General features: G+C 44.8%; 20 protein-coding genes. 14 read left to right on the plus strand and 6 right to left on the minus strand.

The features are described 5' to 3' along the window. Nucleotides 1-207 precede the first annotated feature (207 nt). The gene (locus L4D78_RS02370) at nt 208-1,158 is read right to left on the minus strand and encodes a LysR family transcriptional regulator (RefSeq protein WP_428465452.1); all 951 of its coding nucleotides are present in this window, start codon (nt 1,156-1,158) and stop codon (nt 208-210) included. 124 nt (nt 1,159-1,282) lie between these two features. On the opposite strand from L4D78_RS02370, the gene L4D78_RS02375 reads away from it, so the two are divergent. After that, nucleotides 1,283-1,756, plus strand: a complete 474-nt coding sequence (locus L4D78_RS02375) for a glycine zipper family protein (protein ID WP_428465453.1) — start codon at nt 1,283-1,285, stop codon at nt 1,754-1,756. A gap of 68 nt (nt 1,757-1,824) precedes the next feature. Here L4D78_RS02375 and L4D78_RS02380 read toward each other — a convergent pair whose 3' ends face one another. Further along, nucleotides 1,825-2,739 (minus strand): LysR family transcriptional regulator, encoded by a 915-nt coding sequence (locus L4D78_RS02380; protein ID WP_428465454.1) that lies wholly within the window; start codon nt 2,737-2,739, stop codon nt 1,825-1,827. A 133-nt stretch (nt 2,740-2,872) separates the two neighbouring features. Between L4D78_RS02380 and L4D78_RS02385 the strand changes: the two genes are divergently transcribed. From L4D78_RS02385 to L4D78_RS02420, 8 genes are all read left to right on the plus strand, one after another. After that, nucleotides 2,873-3,940 carry an HlyD family secretion protein gene (locus L4D78_RS02385; protein ID WP_428465455.1) on the plus strand — a complete coding sequence of 356 codons (1,068 nt, stop codon included), beginning with the start codon at nt 2,873-2,875 and terminating at the stop codon, nt 3,938-3,940. A 4-nt stretch (nt 3,941-3,944) separates the two neighbouring features. After that, nucleotides 3,945-5,504, plus strand: a complete 1,560-nt coding sequence (locus L4D78_RS02390) for a DHA2 family efflux MFS transporter permease subunit (protein ID WP_428465456.1) — start codon at nt 3,945-3,947, stop codon at nt 5,502-5,504. Nucleotides 5,505-5,647: 143 nt separating this feature from the next. Further along, nucleotides 5,648-6,214, plus strand: coding sequence for a hypothetical protein (locus tag L4D78_RS02395; RefSeq protein WP_428465457.1), 567 nt, complete (start codon nt 5,648-5,650; stop codon nt 6,212-6,214). 8 nt (nt 6,215-6,222) lie between these two features. Beyond that, nucleotides 6,223-6,924 carry a ferredoxin reductase domain-containing protein gene (locus L4D78_RS02400; RefSeq protein ID WP_428465458.1) on the plus strand — a complete coding sequence of 234 codons (702 nt, stop codon included), beginning with the start codon at nt 6,223-6,225 and terminating at the stop codon, nt 6,922-6,924. Nucleotides 6,925-6,993: 69 nt separating this feature from the next. After that, entirely contained in the window at nt 6,994-7,758 is a 765-nt protein-coding gene (locus L4D78_RS02405; protein ID WP_428465459.1) for an AraC family transcriptional regulator, read from the plus strand. Between the two features lie 33 nt (nt 7,759-7,791). Further along, nucleotides 7,792-8,310, plus strand: a complete 519-nt coding sequence (def, locus tag L4D78_RS02410; protein WP_428465460.1) for a peptide deformylase — start codon at nt 7,792-7,794, stop codon at nt 8,308-8,310. Between the two features lie 106 nt (nt 8,311-8,416). Beyond that, the gene (locus L4D78_RS02415) at nt 8,417-9,361 is read left to right on the plus strand and encodes a DMT family transporter (RefSeq protein WP_428465461.1); all 945 of its coding nucleotides are present in this window, start codon (nt 8,417-8,419) and stop codon (nt 9,359-9,361) included. A 19-nt stretch (nt 9,362-9,380) separates the two neighbouring features. After that, entirely contained in the window at nt 9,381-9,896 is a 516-nt protein-coding gene (locus L4D78_RS02420; RefSeq protein WP_428465462.1) for a MerR family transcriptional regulator, read from the plus strand. 157 nt (nt 9,897-10,053) lie between these two features. Here L4D78_RS02420 and L4D78_RS02425 read toward each other — a convergent pair whose 3' ends face one another. The 3 genes from L4D78_RS02425 to L4D78_RS02435 all read right to left on the minus strand — a co-directional run bounded on the left by L4D78_RS02425 (nt 10,054) and on the right by L4D78_RS02435 (nt 13,794). Next, nucleotides 10,054-10,809, minus strand: a complete 756-nt coding sequence (locus L4D78_RS02425; protein WP_428465463.1) for an SDR family NAD(P)-dependent oxidoreductase — start codon at nt 10,807-10,809, stop codon at nt 10,054-10,056. 176 nt (nt 10,810-10,985) lie between these two features. Next, entirely contained in the window at nt 10,986-11,687 is a 702-nt protein-coding gene (locus tag L4D78_RS02430) for an NAD(P)H-dependent oxidoreductase (RefSeq protein WP_428465464.1), read from the minus strand. Nucleotides 11,688-11,838: 151 nt separating this feature from the next. Beyond that, entirely contained in the window at nt 11,839-13,794 is a 1,956-nt protein-coding gene (locus tag L4D78_RS02435) for a CHASE3 domain-containing protein (RefSeq protein WP_428465465.1), read from the minus strand. A gap of 549 nt (nt 13,795-14,343) precedes the next feature. Between L4D78_RS02435 and phnD the strand changes: the two genes are divergently transcribed. The 5 genes from phnD to uvrB all read left to right on the plus strand — a co-directional run bounded on the left by phnD (nt 14,344) and on the right by uvrB (nt 20,045). Next, entirely contained in the window at nt 14,344-15,282 is a 939-nt protein-coding gene (phnD, locus tag L4D78_RS02440) for a phosphate/phosphite/phosphonate ABC transporter substrate-binding protein (protein ID WP_428465466.1), read from the plus strand. Nucleotides 15,283-15,293: 11 nt separating this feature from the next. Beyond that, on the plus strand, nt 15,294-16,112 hold the full coding sequence (phnC, locus tag L4D78_RS02445) for a phosphonate ABC transporter ATP-binding protein (protein WP_428465467.1): 819 nt from the start codon (nt 15,294-15,296) through the stop codon (nt 16,110-16,112). Next, entirely contained in the window at nt 16,112-16,912 is an 801-nt protein-coding gene (phnE, locus tag L4D78_RS02450) for a phosphonate ABC transporter, permease protein PhnE (protein ID WP_428465468.1), read from the plus strand. The genes phnC and phnE (L4D78_RS02450) overlap by 1 nt, the downstream gene beginning before the upstream one ends. A 10-nt stretch (nt 16,913-16,922) precedes the next feature. Continuing rightward, nucleotides 16,923-17,741, plus strand: a complete 819-nt coding sequence (gene phnE, locus L4D78_RS02455) for a phosphonate ABC transporter, permease protein PhnE (protein ID WP_428465469.1) — start codon at nt 16,923-16,925, stop codon at nt 17,739-17,741. A 327-nt stretch (nt 17,742-18,068) separates the two neighbouring features. After that, entirely contained in the window at nt 18,069-20,045 is a 1,977-nt protein-coding gene (uvrB, locus tag L4D78_RS02460) for an excinuclease ABC subunit UvrB (protein ID WP_428465470.1), read from the plus strand. Nucleotides 20,046-20,069: 24 nt separating this feature from the next. On the opposite strand, the gene L4D78_RS02465 is transcribed toward uvrB, so the two are convergent. After that, entirely contained in the window at nt 20,070-20,762 is a 693-nt protein-coding gene (locus L4D78_RS02465) for a glutathione S-transferase family protein (RefSeq protein WP_428465471.1), read from the minus strand. Nucleotides 20,763-20,991: the final 229 nt, after the last annotated feature.

Genomic DNA, 20,991 nt, shown 5'->3' on the forward strand with positions numbered 1-20,991 from the left:
CCCACCCCTCTCTATCCAATTGATAATAAATACATTTAATCAGGCGAACTGCGTAGAACACTAACGATTCTTCACCAATTAAATTCAACTTTAATTCGTATAAAATGCATGACCGAGGTATGAAGGCATCAATACATTCATAGAGTATTTCTATTAATCAATGGCTGTTTTAATTGTTTCGTATTTACATTGTAAATACGAAACAATTCATGAGATCGTTTTTACCCCTAAGCGTTCAAATCCATCTTGAATTAGGCGAGTCAGCTGTTCTCGAAACCATATCTGCGCGGGCTCACGATGTACCCGTGTATTCCAGTAAAGATAAATCTCTGGCGCAGGCAATTCCTGAATTTCAATAATATGAAAATCTTCAGGTGACGCTGCACATGATTCAACAACCAACCGATTAAAAAACGCGACATGGTGACCCTGACGAACCGATTCTAATGCAATATTGAACGAACTGGTACGCAATGTAACCCGCCGCTGTAATCCTTTTCTTCGTATAATCTCATCGAGCATCATCTCACCAACAGCACCCGGTGAAATTCGAATTTGCGGGTAATCAATAACGTCTTCCAAGGAAGGTTGAATGAGCTTCGCCAACGGGTGCTGCTTAGAAACAATCGCTGAAAACTGTGATTGAAAATAACACTTGCCATGTACACTCGGTGGTACTTCATCAAGCCCTCCCAGAGCCAAATCAATGTCTCCCGACTCCAATGAAGAAAAAATATCTTTAGGCCAATCTAAAAACTCTAAGCATAAATGCGGTGCTCTTTTGGCAACATCATTAATCAAGGCCGGTAGCAGGTGGAGCAATGTTGCGTCTTGTGTGCAAAATCGAATGACACCCTCAGCCAACGCCGGATTAAAGTTACGCTGGTATACGTCGCTATCAAGTTGACGCAGCAGCTGATTAAGTGGCACAACTAACTGCTCACCTAAAGGGGAAAGTACCATTCCTTGCTTGCTTTTGATTAGCAGCGAATCATTAAACTCAACCCGTAATTTCTGTAGGTAGTAGCTCATGGTAGCCTGACTAACCCCTAAGATTTCTGCTGCTCGGCTAACATGGCGCTGCTCAAGCAATACCGTCAGATACACCAGCAGATTGAGATCTTTTTTGACAAGCTTAGAGAGTAATGAGGTTTGCATTATGAGCCTTTGTCATGATTATCGAAAACTTCGATACATAATATAGAAAACACTGTATTTAAATGAAGACGCTTTAACAATACTATAGTGCTCATATTTATCTCTGCAAACGGTTATTAGCCCTGTGAAAAAACTCACCCTGCTCATTTGTACTTCTCTATTAACCGCCTGCTCCTATAATTCCGCGCCAGTTGTCGGCAACCATGGCAAAACACAGCTCGAATACGAGCAAGATCTTGCTGAGTGCCAACAGAAAACCCAAGAGGTGGATAAAGGGGAAACCGTACGGACAAGCGCGACAAATATGGCCCTTATAGGCACAGCCGCTGGTGCCGTTGGCGGGTTGTTCAGTGATGGTGTCGGTATGGGCGAAAGTATGGTTTTTGGGTTAGCGCTCGGCGCAGGCACAGGGGCTGCCGTAGGCTCGGTCAAGGCAACGCAGACTCAGTCTTTAGTACTGCGTCGCTGTATGGAACTCAAAGGTTATGAGATCCTTGATGCGGAGGCTAAAGATCTGGCCAGTATCGATATGGATTCAGATTTCAATGATAGCGACAATAATCAGCAAGTCACTACGAACAAATCGGTATCTCGCTAATCGCTTTAACCCATCATTGCATCGACCCGTCAATACTCCTCTCCTCCATTAGCATCACATCATCATGACTAATGGGGATGAGGCATATTTTTCATTCGATCTTCAAAACGCTCAACCAGAAAATCTACCAATACCCGTAACCGCTTAGGCATTAACTTCCGTTGCGGATATACCAAGCTCACGGGCACCAAGGGCATATCCCACTCGGGTAACAGCTTTATCAACCGCCCACTCGCAAAGTGCTCTCGACAAATAAACTCAGGTAAAATCGCAATACCCAACCCACCCAGACATGCATCGAGTGACGAAGTGATGGTATTAACCCTAAGTCGGTATGGTAGGTCAATACTCACCGCATCACCGGATTGCATCAAATGCCAATTAGGGAGTTTGACCGCTTTATTGTAGATCTTCACTTGGTGGTGCGGAGGCTTCAGATCCGCAGGCGTCGTGATACCACCGAACTGTTCAAGGTAAGTTGGGCTTGCGGCTAAGACACGGGCTGATAATGTCAAAGGTCGGGAAACTAAGCTTGAGTCATCCATTTCCCCGACTTGGGCATAGAGGTCAATCCCTTCGCCGATAATATCCACTTCACGGTTCGTTAACTCTAAATGAACCGTGACATGCGGGTATAGCTTTAGAAAGTCATTAATATACTGCCCCAAAACTTGTTGGCCCAATTCAACAGGCATAACCACATTCAATCGACCACGAACTAAATCTTGATTCGCGGTAACCTCTAGCTCTGCTTGCCCCATAATATCGAGCATCTGGCAGCAAGATTGATAAAACGATTCCCCTTCTGGGGTTAGCACTAAACTGCGCGTAGAACGCGTGATCAAACGCACACCTAAATGCTGTTCAAGCTCAGCGACTTTTCGGCTCACAGTCGATTTGGTCATATCAAGTATTTCAGCGGCCTGCGTAAAACTACCACAATCAACGACTTGTGAAAAAACAGCGATAGCATTCAAGTCCATATCTTAATAACCCTCTCTCGATTGGTAAGATTTCTGCAACAGTGTTTTCATTTATTCCTATCTTATCAATCAATCCAATGAGTTTACAATTTGTTACAAGTATCGAATAAGCAATCCAAACTAGAAGAGTCCCATGACAGAGAGTTCAGCCATCACAGAAAAATCGGCCCCACGTCGTAATAAAAATAAAGCACCATTAATCGCTACCTTGATCATGCTTTCGTTAGGACTGGCTGGCGGCGGCTATTGGTTTGGCTACGGACAATATTTCGAATCAACCGATAATGCCTATCTGCAAGGGGATATCACCAACATCAGCCCTAAAGTAGGAGGGTATATTGTTGAGTCTTTTGTTGAAGATAATCAAAAAGTTAAAGCCGGCGACCTACTCGCGAAAATTGATGACCGTGATTTTATCGCTGCAGATGATCAGGCTAAAGCTAAGCTGGCCGTCAGCCAAGCTGCTATTGATAATCTCAAAGCCCAACAGCAATTACAGCAAACCAAAATTCGCCAATCCAAAAGCCAAATCGCCTCAGCACAAGCAGAGTTTGAGCGTGCCCAACAGCAAGTTACCCGTACTCGCAGCCTACTCAAGCGTAACTATTCATCACAAGATGAGCTGGATAGCATGATTTCTCATATGAAAGTGACCCAAGCCCAACTCGATGAAGCCATTGCAAGCCAACAAGCTGAGACCGATCAACTGGCTGTTATCGCCAGCCAAATTACTCAGGCTAAAGCGTCAGTGACCGAAGCCGAAGCACAACTGGAACAAGCTGATCTCAACGTGAGTTACACCAATATATACGCCCCCGTCGACGGTATCGTCGGCAAACGCAGCCTACGCGTTGGCTTATATATTCAACCCGGTATGCCATTAATGAGCTTAGTGCCAACATCTGATGTATGGATAGAAGCCAACTTCAAGGAAACCCAACTCGGTGGTATTCACCAAGGGCAAAAAGTCGATGTCGAGCTGGATGCATTCCCAGGCCAAACGCTTGAAGGGGTTGTAGACAGTTTCTCTCCTGCCACAGGCGCTAAATTTGCCTTATTACCACCAGAAAATGCGACAGGTAATTTCACCAAGGTTGTTCAGCGGGTACCGGTGAAAATTACCATTTCAACTCCTCCAGCATTGCAAGGACGTCTTATCCCAGGTTTATCCGTTATTGCATCCGTCGATACCCGAGGCTAATACAATGAGTACAGCTATTACCACTCACTCGGCTGCGACACCCATTGAGAATACCGTCGTACCACGCCGGAATTGGATCGCCCTCTTTGGTGGGCTCATTGGTGCGTTTATGGCGATCCTTGATATTCAGATCACCAACTCGTCGCTCAAAGATATTCAGGGCGCACTATCGGCTACATTGGATGAAAGCTCTTGGATCTCAACCTCCTACCTCGTCGCTGAAATGATCGCGATCCCGCTCAGCGGCTGGCTATCAAAAGCCTTAGGTAAACGCCGCTACCTAACATGGACCACAACGGTTTTTACCCTTTCATCGCTACTGTGTTCATTTTCATGGAACATGAGTTCTATGATCGCTTTCCGTGCTCTACAAGGATTCAGTGGTGGCGCCCTGATCCCTTTAGCTTTCTCCCTCGTCGTTCAACTATTACCGATCCAGAAGCGGGCTGTTGGCATGGCCTTATTTGGTATTACTGCCACTTTTGCGCCATCCATCGGGCCGACATTTGGCGGCTGGTTAACTGAAAACTTATCTTGGCACTACATTTTTTATATCAATATCCCGCCTGCTATCTTGCTGATTGCGATGGTCCGCTATGGTCTCGATGATGAACCACTAAACTTGGCAGCCCTACTTAAGGCAGATTGGTTTGGCATCATCACCATGGCACTCGGATTAGGCTGCTTGGAAGTTGTATTGGAAGAAGGGAACCGTGAAGAATGGTTTAGTTCATCCTTCATTGTCATCCTCGCGATCATTTCTGGGGTGAGTTTGGTGTATTTTGTGATTAACGAGCTTCAGCACAAGAAACCACTGGTTAACTTAAGGCTATTGAAGAATGGGCAGTTTGCTATGTCTTGTTTGGCCTACCTCATTCTTGGCATGGCATTGCTTGGCTCTATCTACGTATTGCCGTTGTACCTCACGCAAATACAGCAATATAACGCGATGGAAATTGGTGAGGTATTAATGTGGATGGGGTTCCCGCAACTACTGATTTTTCCAGTCGTACCCAAACTGACCAGCATCATCAAACCTAAATACCTTGTGACGTTTGGCTTTACCATGTTTGGACTGAGCTGTTTTGTGAATACCCATATGTCGGTTGATTTTGGTGGGCAACAGTTGATCTTATCCATGCTTTTACGTGCTATCGGCAGCCCGTTCATCATGGTGCCACTGTCGTTGGTAGCCATGAAAAATATCAGCAAAATAGATACGCCCGACGCTTCAACGCTGACCAACGTAATGCGTAATTTAGGTGGCGCATTTAGCATCGCGTTCATAGCCACGCTGCTTGATAATAAAACCCGAGAACATCTGGCGCACATTAGAGAGTCGGTACCAAGTGTCAGCACCAATGCATGGCAGCAACTGTTGCAACAGAGCCAGTTCTTTGTCCAATCCGGTAGTGATACCAATACTGCCATGATTCAGGCTCAAGCTAGTTTAGTGGCAACCATGCAGCGCGATGCAGCAATCATGGCGTATAACGATGTCTTCCTTATGATGACAGGATTTCTTGCTGTTGCAGCCGTGATCATCCTGACTATGCGTGACTAGTAAACTCTAACCCTCACCAGATCGCCTAACCAATGTTAGGCGATCACTGTGTCCTTATTTTGATGTTATATGTCTTTATGCTTGTAATGAGCCACCACAAAAATGCATAAAATTCTCCCCATCAAATGCAGAGGAGAATTTACATGTACCAGAAAAATATCAGCATAGACATTAACGAATCGCACCCCGCTTACCAATGGGCAAAGCGTCAATCAGACTCAGTGAATGCTATGGGGCATATTGGCACCCACATTGACTGTTATACCAAGGTGCCAGAAGAAACGAAGTACCGCACATCAGTCCATATCATCGACTGCTCACAGGCCATGCCGACGTTAGAGCAAATCGAAGGGCTCGATTTAGCCGATAAATCATTGGTGCTGTATACCAGCAACCTAGAACAAAACGGCTACGGCAACCCAAATTATGGGGCTCAATCAACCGTACTCGATAGTGGCGTACTCGATGCGATACTAGCCTGCCAGCCAATGTTCATTGTGATCGACAGCTATGGCATCGGCACCCACGGTGACGAGCATATCGACTTCGACAAACGCTGTGAAAGTCATGATTGCTTTGTCATTGAAAATGTCAGCCTTACTCGCGCAATGCTAGATCACCTAATCGCACTCACCATCAGCTTTGATGCAACAGCAGCTTCAACCGGCAAACGCTGTGACGTGATCGCTCTTAGCGATACACAATATTAGGAGGCAGTATGGCCATTGACTGTAAAATATCGAACCTAAACTTCTTAAATACCAAAACGTTACGGCTGATACTTCAGGCAGAAACAGATTTTCAATTTCTGGCGGGACAATATGTCATGGTCGAGTTGGATAAAGGGAGAAAACTTCCCTTTTCCATAGCTTGTGCGCCGACACCTAACCACGAATTTGAAATTCACCTCGGTGGTATCACCGCACAAAGTGAGCTCGCCAGCCATGTCGACTGGTTACAACAATGCCTTAATAATAGTGAAAGTATTCGTATCGATGAACCTGCAGGCCATGCATGGCTACGGCCGAATACAGAAAAAACGGTGCTTATTGCTGGAGGTTCGGGGTACACCTATACCCGCAGTTTGCTGCAAGAAGCATTGAAACACGCACCAGATAGTGACATTACACTATACTGGGGCGCATATAGTGAGGATGACTTATATGAAAACGACTACCTAAATGAGCTGGCAGCATCACACACTGGCTTTACGTATATTCCAGTCACTGAGACCAAGTCTGTCAGTCAGCAAATTTGTCAAGGGAAGCTACTCGATATCGTCAACAAGGAATGTGACTTTAGCGCGTTACCCGATACGTACATTTGCGGGCGTTATGAAATGGTACAAACCGCTTTCGCTGAGCTCAAAAATAGGCACCACCAGCTCACTATCTATTCTGATGCCTTGCCTGCTGAGTAAATGCCTTTACTGCTTAGTTAGTGATACCCTAACTATAAGCTCGCATCTAGGCATTAAAAAGAGGCACTTATGGCGGTTATCGACAGATCAACCCAATTCAATGCCGATGACATCGACAACGGTGTTGTCGGCATTGCCGCAACAATTGGTTCCCATGACTCAGGTATGCACTGTCATCAAAAAGGCCAGCTGCTGTTTGCCGCCTCGGGTTGTATGTCGATCTCGCTAGAAGGGGCAAAATCAATTTTGCCACCAACCCGTGCAGCATGGATCCCTGCAGGAACAAACCATTATGCAAAAATGAGCAATGTAGTGGCTTACCGTTCTCTCTACTTCGATACCAAGCTGTGCCATGCATTGCCGGATACGGTAACCATCTTTACCATCAACCCATTGCTACGCGAGTTGATTGAACGTATGGCGTTTTGGCGATGGGATAAGCCTAAACACCAACAAACCAACACCCTCGCCCTATTCATTGAAGAGTTACAAAGTGCCCAGCAAGTCCCTATGACGTTGCCGTTTCCGCAAGACCGCCGACTCAGTAGGTGGTTGGCCGGGATCATTGCTGAACATGAGCTTCCCCCACCACTAAAGGAAGTCGCCACCCAAGTAGGTGCCAGTGAAAAAACCATTACCCGAATTTTCAATAAAGAAACAGGGATGCCTTATCAGTCATGGCGTCAACAATGGCGGCTATTTGTGGCTGTTAAACTGTTATCTGAAGGCAAAAGCGTGGCAGATATCGCTTCTTATTTAGCGTTTTCAAGCGATAGTGCGTTTGTGGCATTTTTCCGCCAACAAACAGGAGAAACACCGGGCAAATATATGTAACCTTAATATATCAACAAATAAAGGAACGACATTATGGATGCTCTCACCATTGCCCAACTTGGTAATCCCATACTGCGTCAACAAGCCGCAACACTAACCCCAAGCCAATATAACGACTATGCGCCATTTTTTGCCGGGCTTGAAAATACCATGCTTGAGCATAACGGGGTAGGAATTGCCGCGCCGCAAGTGAGCGAGTCTGTCCGTGCTTTCATTGTGGCCTCAAGACCCAACCCGCGCTATCCCAACGCGCCAATGATGGCACCGACCCTGATGCTCAACCCTGAAATCATATGGCAGAGCGAAGAGACGGAAAAAGACTGGGAAGGGTGCTTAAGCATTCCAGGTATGCGTGCCAAAGTCAGCCGATCTACCCATATAGATGTACGCTACCACATCCTAGACGGCAGCGTGATCAACAGTAGGATGAAAGGCTTTATTGCTCGTATCTTCCAACACGAGCTCGACCACCTCAACGGCATTGTGTTTCTCGACCGTGCCGACTCAAAAGACTATGTCACCGAAGCTGAATTTTTGAAATTGATTAGTTAAAAGGCTGTTGGCCGCTTCCTGTATTAAAGCGAAGAATGTTAGACACCCTTGACCCGTCTACAAGTGTAGGGTTGATAATGCCCGCCGCTTTATAAGGAGGGTTCATATGCCACATTCTATACTATCGACATTAAAAGCGGCCAGCCAGCCAGTATGCAAACCGGCAAGGGCTGCTTTTGACGCTATTCCTAATCACCTCAAAGGGATCTTACTTGCCTTGGTTTCGACTGGGCTATTTGTCGTCGTCGGGGTACTGGTGAGGATGCTCAGCGACACTATCGGCACCTTTCAAATATTACTGTTTCGCCAAGTCGTATTCCTCGCGATTCTGATGCCAGCGATTAAAGCCAATATCCCAATATTGCTAAAGCCCAAGAAGATAAAGCTACACTTACTTCGGATCACTGGTGCCTTCTTCGCCTTATACCTTGGCTTTGTGACCGTCAGTAATATCCCGCTTGCTGACGCAAAAGCAATTGGCTTTCTGCAGGTACTTTTTGTTGCTTTGATTTCAAGATTGTTCCTGTCTGAAGTCGTGACGGCATCACGCTGGTTTACAATATTAGTTGGCTTTATTGGCGTAATGCTCATCGTTCAGCCCAACTTTACCGATGCATCCTTTCGTTATATCACCCTTGGCGCGCTTGGCTCATTGGGCGCCGCTACGGCTGTGGTATGTGTCAGGAAAGTCGCCCTAACCGAGCCGAGAATTACCTTACTGGCCTATCAAGCCATCTTTGTCGGGTTGCTAGCGTTATTGCCAAGCCTTTATAGCTGGCAATGGCCGACAGGGCATGAGCTAAGCCTATTAATACTGGTGGGAGTGATATCATCGGTTGCTCAGTGGTTCGGCGTCTCTGCCTACAAATGGGGAGAAGCAAATGTCATTGCTAATGTTGAATACATCAGTATTCTTTACTCTATTACACTTGGGTATCTGCTATTTTCAGAAACGCCTAACGCCTTAGTATTTTTGGGGACTGCAGTGCTTATCTTCAGCGTTGTCGCCCCTCACCTATACAATGCAGTGAAGACCAAATGTTCGCGCTAATGAATGAGGGCTCTATACCATGCTAACAGTGACTGCACTAGCAAAACGGTGCAAGATCTCGCGCACCACAGTGCTCTACTACGAAAGGGCAGGTTTATTGCAGCCAGCCCATCGTGCTGACAACGGCTACCGCTACTATGGTGATAAGGAGATCAAACGGTTAGAAACTATCTTGTCTTACCGCTCGTTCGGTGTGTCAGTCGAAGAGATCGCGCCACTACTTAATACCCAATGCGAGCAAAACCAACAGCAACTACTTCATGATCAATTCAATGCATTGGAAAGCGAAATACAGCGGTTGCGTAAACAACAAAATGCCATCGTTGCAACGCTGAACCAGCCGTCACTTTTGGCATCGGGTATGCTCACTAAAGAACGATGGACAGCCTTACTCGCAGCCTCTGGTATGAATGAGGATGATATGACCAACTGGCACATTCAATTTGAGAAAATGGAGCCCAATGCCCATCAACAGTTCTTAGAATCGCTGGGGATTGATGCTGATGAAATTAAAAGAATTCGTTGCTTGTCGTAACACGATCCTGTTCACTCAATACACATAGTTTCAACAAGCTTCTTCGTTAGAAAACCTTTCATAAAAAAACACTGCAGCTATTCATCAAAATAGTTGCAGTGTTCCATATACATCAGCCATTAAAGCTAACAAATTAGCTTATCAAGTTACACTGGGATTAGATACCTAGCGCTTGACCACCACCAATTTGCAGTGTTTCAGCAGTAATAAATGATGCGTCTTTACTAACAAGGAAAGCGATTGCAGCTGCAACTTCTTCAGGCTGGCCAAGACGACCAAGCATGATGTTGTTAGCCCAAGAAGCAAACACTTCAGGCTTAGTTGACTTAATTTGCGCGTGGAATGGTGTATCGATAGTACCTGGAGATACAGCGTTTACACGAATGTTCGCTGGTGCTAGTTCTTTTGCAAGAGCACGAGTTAGCGTGTGAACGGCTGCTTTTGAAGTACCGTAAATACCAGCACCCGGGCCACCAGCATTCCAAGCCGCGTTTGAAGTAAAGTTGATGATTGATGCGTTATCAGACTTCTTCAGGTATGGGATAGCAGCACGAGAAACAAAGAATGCACTGTCTAGGTTAAGAGCCATTACTTTACGGAAGAACTCAGTCGTCATCTCTTCAATTGAACTACGACCGCCAAGGCCACCAGCATTGTTTACAACAACATCAATGTGACCGTATTTTTCACCGATAGCATTGATGTTTGCAGTTACTGCGTGCTCATCAGTCACGTCAAAACCGTAGTATTCAGCTTCAATGCCAGCATCTTTAAGCTCAGCAACACAGCCCGCGCCTTTTTCTTCTTCAATACCATTAAGCACTACAGTGTAGCCATCTTTACCAAGACGTTTAGCAATCTGGAAGCCGATACCACCTGTTGCGCCAGAAATAAATGCAATTTTTTTAGACATTTCAATGCTCTCTTTCAATGAGTTATAAGTTCTGCCAAAGGAATTCATGAAACTATAGCGTTCATGTCTGTAGTACCCTTAAACAGATAATATAATAATATTGTATTACAAGAAAGATTATTAAAAAAAAGCGCCCCCAGAGGGACGCCTTTCCATTGCTTCTTAGTATAAAAACATTAGTGCCAAGAAACAATTTGATCCATGTCTCGGCGAGTTTTAGCAAACGCTGGTTCATCGGCACGGTAACCGAAAGCAACCATGGCTGCTGGTTTATAATTTGTCGGATCGACGCCGAAGTGCTCTTCCAGTACTGCCATTGTCTTATCGATTTCAAAGCCCTCGATTGGACAAGAGTCGATCCCCATCAGAGCCGCCGCCGTCATCATATTCCCTAGCGCAATGTAAGATTGACGTGCAGACCATTCAGTGATCTGCTCACCTTCAATCTTAAAATCGTGCTCTTGGAACTTCTGGAATGCTTGGTTGATAAAGCCAATTACCTCTTCCGGCAACTGCTTCACTTCTTTCATAAAGTTTTGCTGGTAGTCAGAGTTGTGCTTCATGGTCGCCTCAGTGTGTGCCAGCAGGATCACAAAGTGGCTCGCAGTGCCGAGCTGACCAGCCGAACCATTAAATGCACCGTTTGCACCCCACGTAAACTCACGGAACAACTCACGCTTTTCTGGCGATTGCACAACAAGGATCTGCCAAGGTTCAAAGCCAAACGAGCTTGGTGATAAGCGCGCAGCTTCCAAAATTGTATTAAATTCGTCGTTACTGATTTTCGCTTCAGGATTAAATACTTTAGTTGCATGGCGAAGCTCGAAAGCATCAATAATTTGGTTCTGAATTGCTAGCTGTTGGTTTTGATCTTTCATTGTCGTTAATCCTGTCTCGAATTGATGAGGCAAGAATGCAGGAGCAGCGCTGCAAGATAAATGCATAAAAAAGCCAATGATTATGGAATAAATTAACCATAATCATTGGCTTCATAAAACAGTACACTGCTATCGATTTAATCCGATTCGCTTACACCTTAAATTGCTTCACCGTTGCATTAAGCGTTTCTGATAAATGGGCCAATTCCTGGCAAGACTCCACTGCACGCATTGTTATATCGTAACTTTCTTGTGAAATAGTATTTACTGTAAGCATGTTTTTGTTCACTTGCTCCGCCGTCACGCTCTGCTCCTCTGACGCACTGGCACTTTGAGTATTCATGTCGTTGATTTTAGATATGGAATTCGAAATCGCACCGAAAGCATCGCCTGATTGAGCCGCAGAGGTAATGGTTGATTGAAGCAGATCAGTACTTTGTGCCATGCTGCTCACCACCTCCAGTGTCCCTTGCTGAATCCGTTCTATCAAGTTTTGAATCTCGGTAGTTGACTCTTGTGTTCGTTGCGCCAGCACTCGTACTTCATCAGCAACAACGGCAAAGCCCCGACCTTGGTCCCCAGCTCTCGCAGCTTCAATCGCCGCATTCAAGGCCAAAAGGTTGGTTTGTTCAGCTATACCACCAATGACATCAAGGATCTTGCCGATATTATTGGTTTCATCGACAAGGTGCGATAACTGGCTGGACGTATGATTAATCTCACCATCTAACTTATCGATATTACGCACAGTACCGTCAATCACACCACTTCCTGTTTCTGCTTCCTGATCTGCCTCATTCGCTACTTCTGCAGCGGTAATGGCATTCTGGGCAACCTCTTGTACAGAGATAGACATTTGGTTCATTGCAACCGCGATTTGGTCGGTCATACTCAGCTGCTCTTTCGCGCCATTACCTGTTTTATCAAGCGTCTGGCTTAGCTGAGCCGCTGACTCGCTCAATTGATCACTTGTCGTCGCTATATTGCCAATCATCTGTTTTAGGTTATCGGTAATTGTTTGCATCGCTTCAAGCAAAGTACCTATTTCATTCTTGCCTGTTTTACCGATTTTAAGACTGAGATCCCCTTCAGCCAATTTTTTCGCATATACCACGGCCTGATCAATCGGCTGAGTAATGCTTCTTGAAACCAAGTAAGCAAGTACAAAGGTCAACAGCAAAGTCACACCACCACCGTATAGAATGGTATTATTCGCCAGCAAAGCAGAAGAACGAGAAGCGGTTTCTCGGCTCTCCATCAACGCCTGCTCCACCTTTATAATGTCATTAACTTGCTGACGCAAACTATCCATATACAGCTTGCCTTCTTTAGCCTCTAATTGGATATAAAGATCATCCATGGCTTTAAATTGATTCGCTTTACGAACGAGGCTAATCGCAATTTCGGCGTAGTTTTCAATCCATGAATCAATATCAGCAACCAACTGGGTACCTGTAATAATTGAGCGATATTGGCCAATTACAACTTTTCCAGCTTGATAGGGCTCCAGAAACGAGTCTTGGTGATTAAGCATAAACCCCCGAAGCCCAGTCTCCATATTAATCATTGCATTGAGGATCTCATCCCCGGTAGCGCCGAATGCCAGTGAGGCAATTTCACCGCGTAGCCCATCCATTTTTTGCTTACCGATACCTGAAGCGATCAATTCGTTAAGCTCATTATTTACCGCCTCCCCATTTCGTATATCTTTTCGCAATGTAATGATATCTTCAGTATAGACCTGCCACCGTTCGGCCTGCTCTGCAACATCATTAAAACGCCCCTGTTGAGCGGGATTATCATTGGTTAGCTGTTTTGCCGTCGTCAAATATTGTTGAAAGTCTTTCTTGCCCTGGAAATACGGCTCCAAATAATCTTCCTGCCCAGCAATGGTAAACCCACGCAAGCCCGTTTCCTGATCAACCATCGCGCTCACCAAGCCTTTACTCTGTCGAATAACATTATGAGTATGTTCGACCCAGTGAGATGTTTTCCCCATAGTCGAAATAGCATTAAAAACGACAACCATTAATCCAAACAGCAATAGTGAAATAATAGAATTGCTCGCAAACAAACGTCCACGAAGTGATATATTTGAGATATCCATTTCCCGTATTCCAAAAAATAAACTTATACGGTTAAGACTAGTCAACCAATTAGTATCTCTCTAAATTTAATTCATCATGAAACCTTGAAAATAAACAGTTCAAAAGGAGAGATACATTATTCCCAAAAACAAATGAAACGAATGCAACAATAATTAATAAAATATAAAACTTTATTATATTAACTATTATTACTGACCCACCCTAAAGAGGTACATGATGTTTTATAAATCCAATGTCATCGAACTATAAATGTTATTATTTTTCTTTAGGTAAACCTTATAATTTGTTAGTCATTAACCTCTTGTAAAAACCTCGTATTTATATTTATTTAATACAGCAAACATTAATCTGCCCTGGTGCCCAAAGGACAGTACATACCAACCTTTATATCAACAGATCTTAGTTTTATTAGCTAACGGAAACGCGTACTACTGTTACTTATTGAAACAACTTGTCTTTTTTCCATCATAAAATTTAATGAAATCTGTCATTAGTTATTTCTATATTCCTCCCACAACAATTAGACGCATATATTGAATGGGATAAATATGTTAAAAACAACTTTGGCGACTGCACTAACATTAGCAGTGAGCGCTTCCGCTTTTGCAATGGATACGCGCTATGAAGACCGTACTGGCAACCTCGTTGCTGACCTTCCTCAGGTTGAATCAGAGTGGAATGACCCATCAACGCTTATCTTTGCTTACACGCCAGTTGAAGATCCTGCGGTTTACGCAAGCGTATGGAGTGAATTTTTAGAACACATGGAAGAGAAAACGGATAAACGTGTTCGCTTCTTCCCGGTTCAAAACAATGCAGCTCAAATTGAAGCAATGCGTTCTGGCCGCCTGCACATTGCGGGCTTTAATACCGGCTCAACACCACTTGCGGTTAACTGTTCTGGCTTCGTACCATTCACGATAATGGCAGGTGAAGATGGTTCATTCGGTTACGAAATGGAAATCATCACTCACCCAAGTTCTGGTATCGAGAAAGTGGAAGATCTGAAAGGCAAAAGCCTCGCCTTTACTTCACAAACGTCGAACTCTGGTTTCAAAGCCCCGTCAGCGATCCTCAGCGCTGAATATAACATGTCTCCAGATAAAGACTTTACACCAGCATTCTCTGGCGCACATGACAACTCCATTATGGGTGTAGCCCACCGTGACTACGATGCAGCCGCTGTCGCCAACTCAGTGCTGCAACGCATGCTAGATCGTGAAGTGGTTAAAGCGTCGGACATTAAGAACATCTACACATCACAAACATTCCCAACAACGGCTTATGGCATGGCTCACAACCTCCATCCAGACTTGCAAGAGAAGATCAAAGACGCGTTCTTTAGCTTCGATTGGGAAGGCACGAAGTTACAAGAAGAATTTACTCGTAACGGCGAAGCGAAATTTATTCCAATCACTTACCAAGAACATTGGGCAGTGATCCGCACCATCGATGAAGCGAACGACGTTTCTTACGCTTGCCGTTAATAGGATAAACCATGTCAACACTCCAACTTCGCTCGTTGTCGATGCAATACTCATCAACGGATAAAGCACTGACCAATGTCTCTTTAGATATTGATGCAGGTGAAGTAGTTGGACTTATCGGCCCCTCAGGGGCCGGTAAATCAACACTAATCCGCTGTATCAACCGCCTAACCGAGCCAACAGCCGGTGAAGTACACTTTAAAGAACACGATCTGACTAAACTCAATAGCCGCGATCTACGTCAATCACGCCGTAAAATTGCGATGATTTTCCAAGAGTATGCCCTGATTGAACGCTTAACTGTTATGGAAAACGTTTTATCAGGCCGTTTAGGCTATGTCCCTTTCTGGCGAAGTTTTTTACGTAAATACCAAGGTCACGATATTCAAGCCGCTTACGCTCTGCTTGATCGTGTTGGGTTGATGGAGCATGCCAATAAACGCGCCGATGCCTTATCAGGCGGTCAACGTCAGCGTGTCGGTATTGCCCGAGCACTTGCTCAACAGCCTGAGTTATTGCTAATCGACGAACCAACAGCAGCACTTGATCCCCGTACGGCTCGACAAGTTATGCGTTTAATTTGCGATATCTGTAGCGAACAGAACCTTCCAGCCATCATTAACATTCATGATGTAAATCTCGCCAAACAGTTTGTCGATCGGATCATTGGCCTACGTGCCGGCGAAGTCGTGTTCGATGGCAAGCCAAGCGAGCTCGATGAAAATGTGCTGACCCAGATCTATGGCGCAGAAGACTGGAATACGCAAGACGATGAGCAGGAAGAAGCCATGCCACACATCGTCATGGATATGGTTGGGGAGCCAGCATAATGGCAAATACCTACCCAACCCATTGGAAGAAGCCCCCTTTTATTCAACAACCTTTTTGGCGTTGGTTGCTCTGGCTACTAGCTGTCATCTACTTTTACATTGCTGTTGGCTCAATTGAAATCAACTGGATGCGAGTTTATGAGGGATCAGAGCGAGGCTTGAAGTTTATTCTGGCTTTCATGCAGCCTGATTTTTCAAGCCGCTGGGACAGTATTACTATCGGTTTGGTTGAAAGCCTGACAATGACACTGACCTCTACCGTTGCAGGGGTTATTTTATCCGTGCCTTTTGGTTTAGGTGCGGCTAAAAATTTAGCCCCGCGCCCAGTTTACCTGTTCTGTCGCAGCTTTGTTGCCATCGCTCGTAGCTTTCAAGAAATCATCATCGCTATCTTATGTGTTGCCCTGTTTGGTTTCGGTACATTTGCAGGCTTCATTACCCTAACCTTCGCAACAATCGGCTTCTTAGCCAAACTGTTTGCAGAAGAAATTGAAGCCATCGACCCAGCAGCCCTAACGGCGATGAAGGCCACCGGTGCTAGCTGGTTTCAGCAGGTTAATTACGCAGTCCAGCCACAGGTGATGCCACGTATGATTGGCTTGAGCCTTTACCGCCTTGATATCAACTTCCGAGAATCTGCGGTGATTGGTATCGTCGGTGCAGGCGGTATTGGTGCAACCCTCAATACGGCAATGGATCGCTACGAATACAGCTCTGCTGCCGCTATTTTATTAATTATCATTGCCTTGGTGATGTTGGCTGAATACTTCTCTGCCATTATTCGTAATCGTATCCAATAGGGTGTCTGACATGTCTAACAATTCCTTTTCGTCTTATCAGGCAGAATGGCAAAAACACACCCGCGAGCAAAGCTTAACCCGTTGGTTAGGTTGGTTTGCCTTTGTCATGCTATGTGTATTCTGTTGGCAGGTGATGAACCGCGAAACTATGTGGTTTTTTGTAACTGATGCACCCAATCAGGTGTCTGATATAGGCTCAAGAATGTGGCCGCCACGCTGGTCTTACATGGCGCAATTATGGCAACCACTGTGGGATACCATCAACATTGCCACATTGGGTACCATACTCGGTGTGATCATCGCGTTTCCAGTTGCTTTTTTGGCCGCGAGAAACACAACACCATCAACACTGTTTGTTCGGCCGATTGCGCTTTATATAATTGCCGCGAGTCGTTCAATCAACTCATTGATATGGGCGCTATTGCTCGTTGCTGTGCTTGGTCCAGGTTTATTAGCTGGGATCATTGCGATTGCTCTGCGTTCAGTAGGTTTTGTTGCCAAACTAATGTACGAAGCGATCGAAGAAGTGAACAAGACTCAAGTTGCAGCCATTACGGCTACTGGCGCATCTGCATTGCAGATACTCGACTATGCGGTAATGCCACAGGTGCTGCCTAACTTTATTGGTACATCGATCTTTCGCTGGGATATTAATATTCGAGAATCGACCGTACTAGGCTTGGTTGGTGCTGGCGGTATCGGCCTGAAACTGGAAGAGTCGATGTCAGTGTTAGCATGGCCTCAGGTAACGGTTATCTTCATTTCAATCCTTGCTACTGTCGTTTTCTCTGAGTGGGTCTCGGCGCGTTGTCGTCATGCGCTTATCTAGGACACCTCTACATAATTTTACTCACTGGCTTACCATGATAAAAGGCTCACGTCTGTGAGACTTTTATCTCTCTTCTAAAAGCAACATCAAACGACCTCTTAATCACTTTTCAATCTACATCAATGGCCCTCCTCTACCCACCTTAGTTTCAACTCGGCTGAACGTTCGCAATTTCTATAGCAACGAATTTAATACTCTCAATAACAGTCATAACAAAATAAGACCAATATAGGTAATCCCCTCTTATTCGTTCATTCACTCACTACACTTAATATGCTCATTCAGCTAACTCACACAAACAATAGACGTACTTAAAAGGGGAATTTCATGGCTAAGGGTTCATTCATCCTGCACTCCAAGTACTCGCCGTCAGGTGATCAGCCCGAAGCAATCGCACGGTTAATATCAGGGATAAAAAAGGGAGCTACACACCAAACGCTACAGGGTATCACTGGCTCAGGAAAAACGTTTACGATGGCGAATGTAGTCCATCGCCTACAGAAGCCAACCTTGATTCTTGCTCACAACAAAACCTTAGCCGCTCAGTTATATAGTGAAATGAAACATTTTTTCCCTGAAAATGCCGTGGAATACTTCGTTTCTTATTACGACTATTACCAGCCTGAAGTCTATATCCCAGGAAGTGATCGCTTTATTAGAAAAGATTCTGCCATTAATGAACAGCTTGAACGACTTCGTCTATCCACTACAAAATCTTTAATTGAACGACGTGATGTAATTGTCGTTGCGTCAGTTTCCTCTGTGTACGGCTTAGGTGACCCAAATGACTATCGTGCATTACAAATTCCACTCGCGGTGGGTATGCACATGGAACAACCTGACTTTATTCAGCGGTTAACTCGTTTGCAATATATCGAGAGTCAAGGCACTTTGGAGCGAGCAACGTTTCTTCCTCATGCTAATGTAATCGACATTTTTCCTGCCGACTCAGAACACAAAGCCATACAAGTAGAGCTGGTTAATAACACAATAACGCGCTTGCAATGGATAGACCCGATCACGAATAAAGTTCTCGACAATATTGAGCACTACTTTGTTTCACCCAAAACCCTTTATGCAACCCCAAAAGAAAAAATACAAGCAGCCAGTATCGAGATTATTCGAGATATGGAAGAGCGGGTCGCCGAGCTAAATAATGAGAACCGACTTGTTGAGGCAGCACGTTTGTATGAACGCACCATGTTTGATGTGGAAATGCTGCAACAGCGAGGCTATTGTTCAGGGATAGAAAATTATTCTTGTTACCTCAATGACCGTGATCCTGCCCTACCGCCCACCACGCTACTTGATTACTTACCTAAAGATGGCCTGCTCTTTATTGATGAATCTCATGTAATGGTGCCGCAAATTTCAGCCATGTATAGAGGTGATAGGAGTCGTAAAGAGACCTTGATTGATTATGGTTTCCGTTTACCATCAGCGAAGAATAACCGTCCATTGAGCTTTGCTGAGTTTGAAAAAATAAAACCTCAAACTATTTTTGTTTCTGCCACCCCAGGGGAATACGAGCTAAATCGTTCACAAGGCGAAGCCATTGAACAAATTATCCGTCCAACTGGGTTGCTTGACCCAGATGTAGAAATCAGGCCATCTGATAACTATATTGATGATTTAATTGCTGAAATATCTCAACGCACCAAAGATAATGAGCGCGTATTGGTGACAACACTCACCAAAGTCAGCGCAGAAGCCCTCAATGATTTTATGTCAGAGAGAAACATTCGAGTCCGTTACTTACATTCGGATATAAAAACAGCCGAACGCGTCGACATCATAAATGGCTTGCGCGCTGGTGAATTTGATGTGTTGATTGGCATTAATCTATTACGTGAAGGATTAGACATTCCAGAAGCGTCATTAGTGGCAATTCTAGATGCGGACCATGCTGGGTTTTTACGCTCAGTACAGGCATTGATTCAAATCATCGGCCGCGCCGCACGTAATGTGAATGGCAAAGCCATTTTGTATGCGAATAAAATGACGCCAGCAATGCAGCAGGCCATCAATCAATCTACCAGCCGCCGCCAACGACAAATGGCTTTCAACCAAGCACACGGTATTACACCAATGTCATCGGTGCGCAAGCATTCCTCAGAGCAAGATGACGCAAGAGAACCGATGACTCACCCTGAAGCATTTTGTGAAAACATTGCGATGTTATGTCAACAAATCACCGCGAAAGAGCAATACCTTTTAGCAGCGGTCGATCAAAATGATGAGCAACAAGTAAAGGCGATTCGCCATCAACTCGACGGGCTCTATCGCCAATTTATTTACATCTAATCTGCACTAACATCAGGAGTAAATTTAACAACAGCCCACTTTACAGGCTGTTTCCCCGTCACAACACTTGCTCTGACCAAGGAAGGTCTGTTCCGATAGGTAGAAACGACTAAATGCCTCTTCGAAGTCTTCTGGCCCTGACTTGTCAGCAAGCCCCGTTGCCATCAAGGCTTCTTGCCATTTCTGCACTTTCGGGAAGCCAGCGAGTAAATCGTGACATGTATAAGCTTTGATGATCGCCGCTCGGTGCAATAACGGTAACCATGCAATATCAACATTACTTAATGACTCGCCCTTGAAATATGGGCCATTACCTAATGCCGCTTCCGCCTTAGCAAAAACTTTTGCCAATTTTTCACTACGCTCAGTCAACGTGTCCTCATCAGCACTGCGCATGGTGCTGCACTGCACCAAATAATGCTTCGATGCTTGATAGCTCCAAGCTCGATCAATTGCACGTTGCTCGGGGCTGATATTTTGCTCTAAGGCTGGATACACATCATCGATATATTCAACGATGGCATCAGATTCAAATAACGCAGTGCCCGACTCGGTCACAAGAACAGGCACTTGACCGTTTGGCGAAAGATCCAAGAACCACTGTGGCTTATCTTTCAAGCTGATAAATTCTATCTCATAAGGAATATTCTGTGCTTCCAGACGAGCAGTGACACGTTGAACAAACGGACAAATTTTAAAACTAATTATTTTAATCATTACTTTCGCCTTTTCTTTACGGGACTGCGCATTTCAGTGCGTTTTGTACCTATAAGACGCCACTTCAAATGAAAAGACGAAAATGAAGCGAATTTTTACCATCAAAAAAACAGATAGGAAAGAGCATAAACAATGGAAGCAGGCTAACAAGTAATCTAAGTATTTAAAAATGAACACGAAAAAATGCTATCAGTTCACAAAAATAACTATGTGACTTATCTATAGTACG

It is taken from the genome of Photobacterium minamisatsumaniensis, assembly GCF_050336695.1.
In the GTDB taxonomy this organism is placed as follows: domain Bacteria; phylum Pseudomonadota; class Gammaproteobacteria; order Enterobacterales; family Vibrionaceae; genus Photobacterium; species Photobacterium minamisatsumaniensis.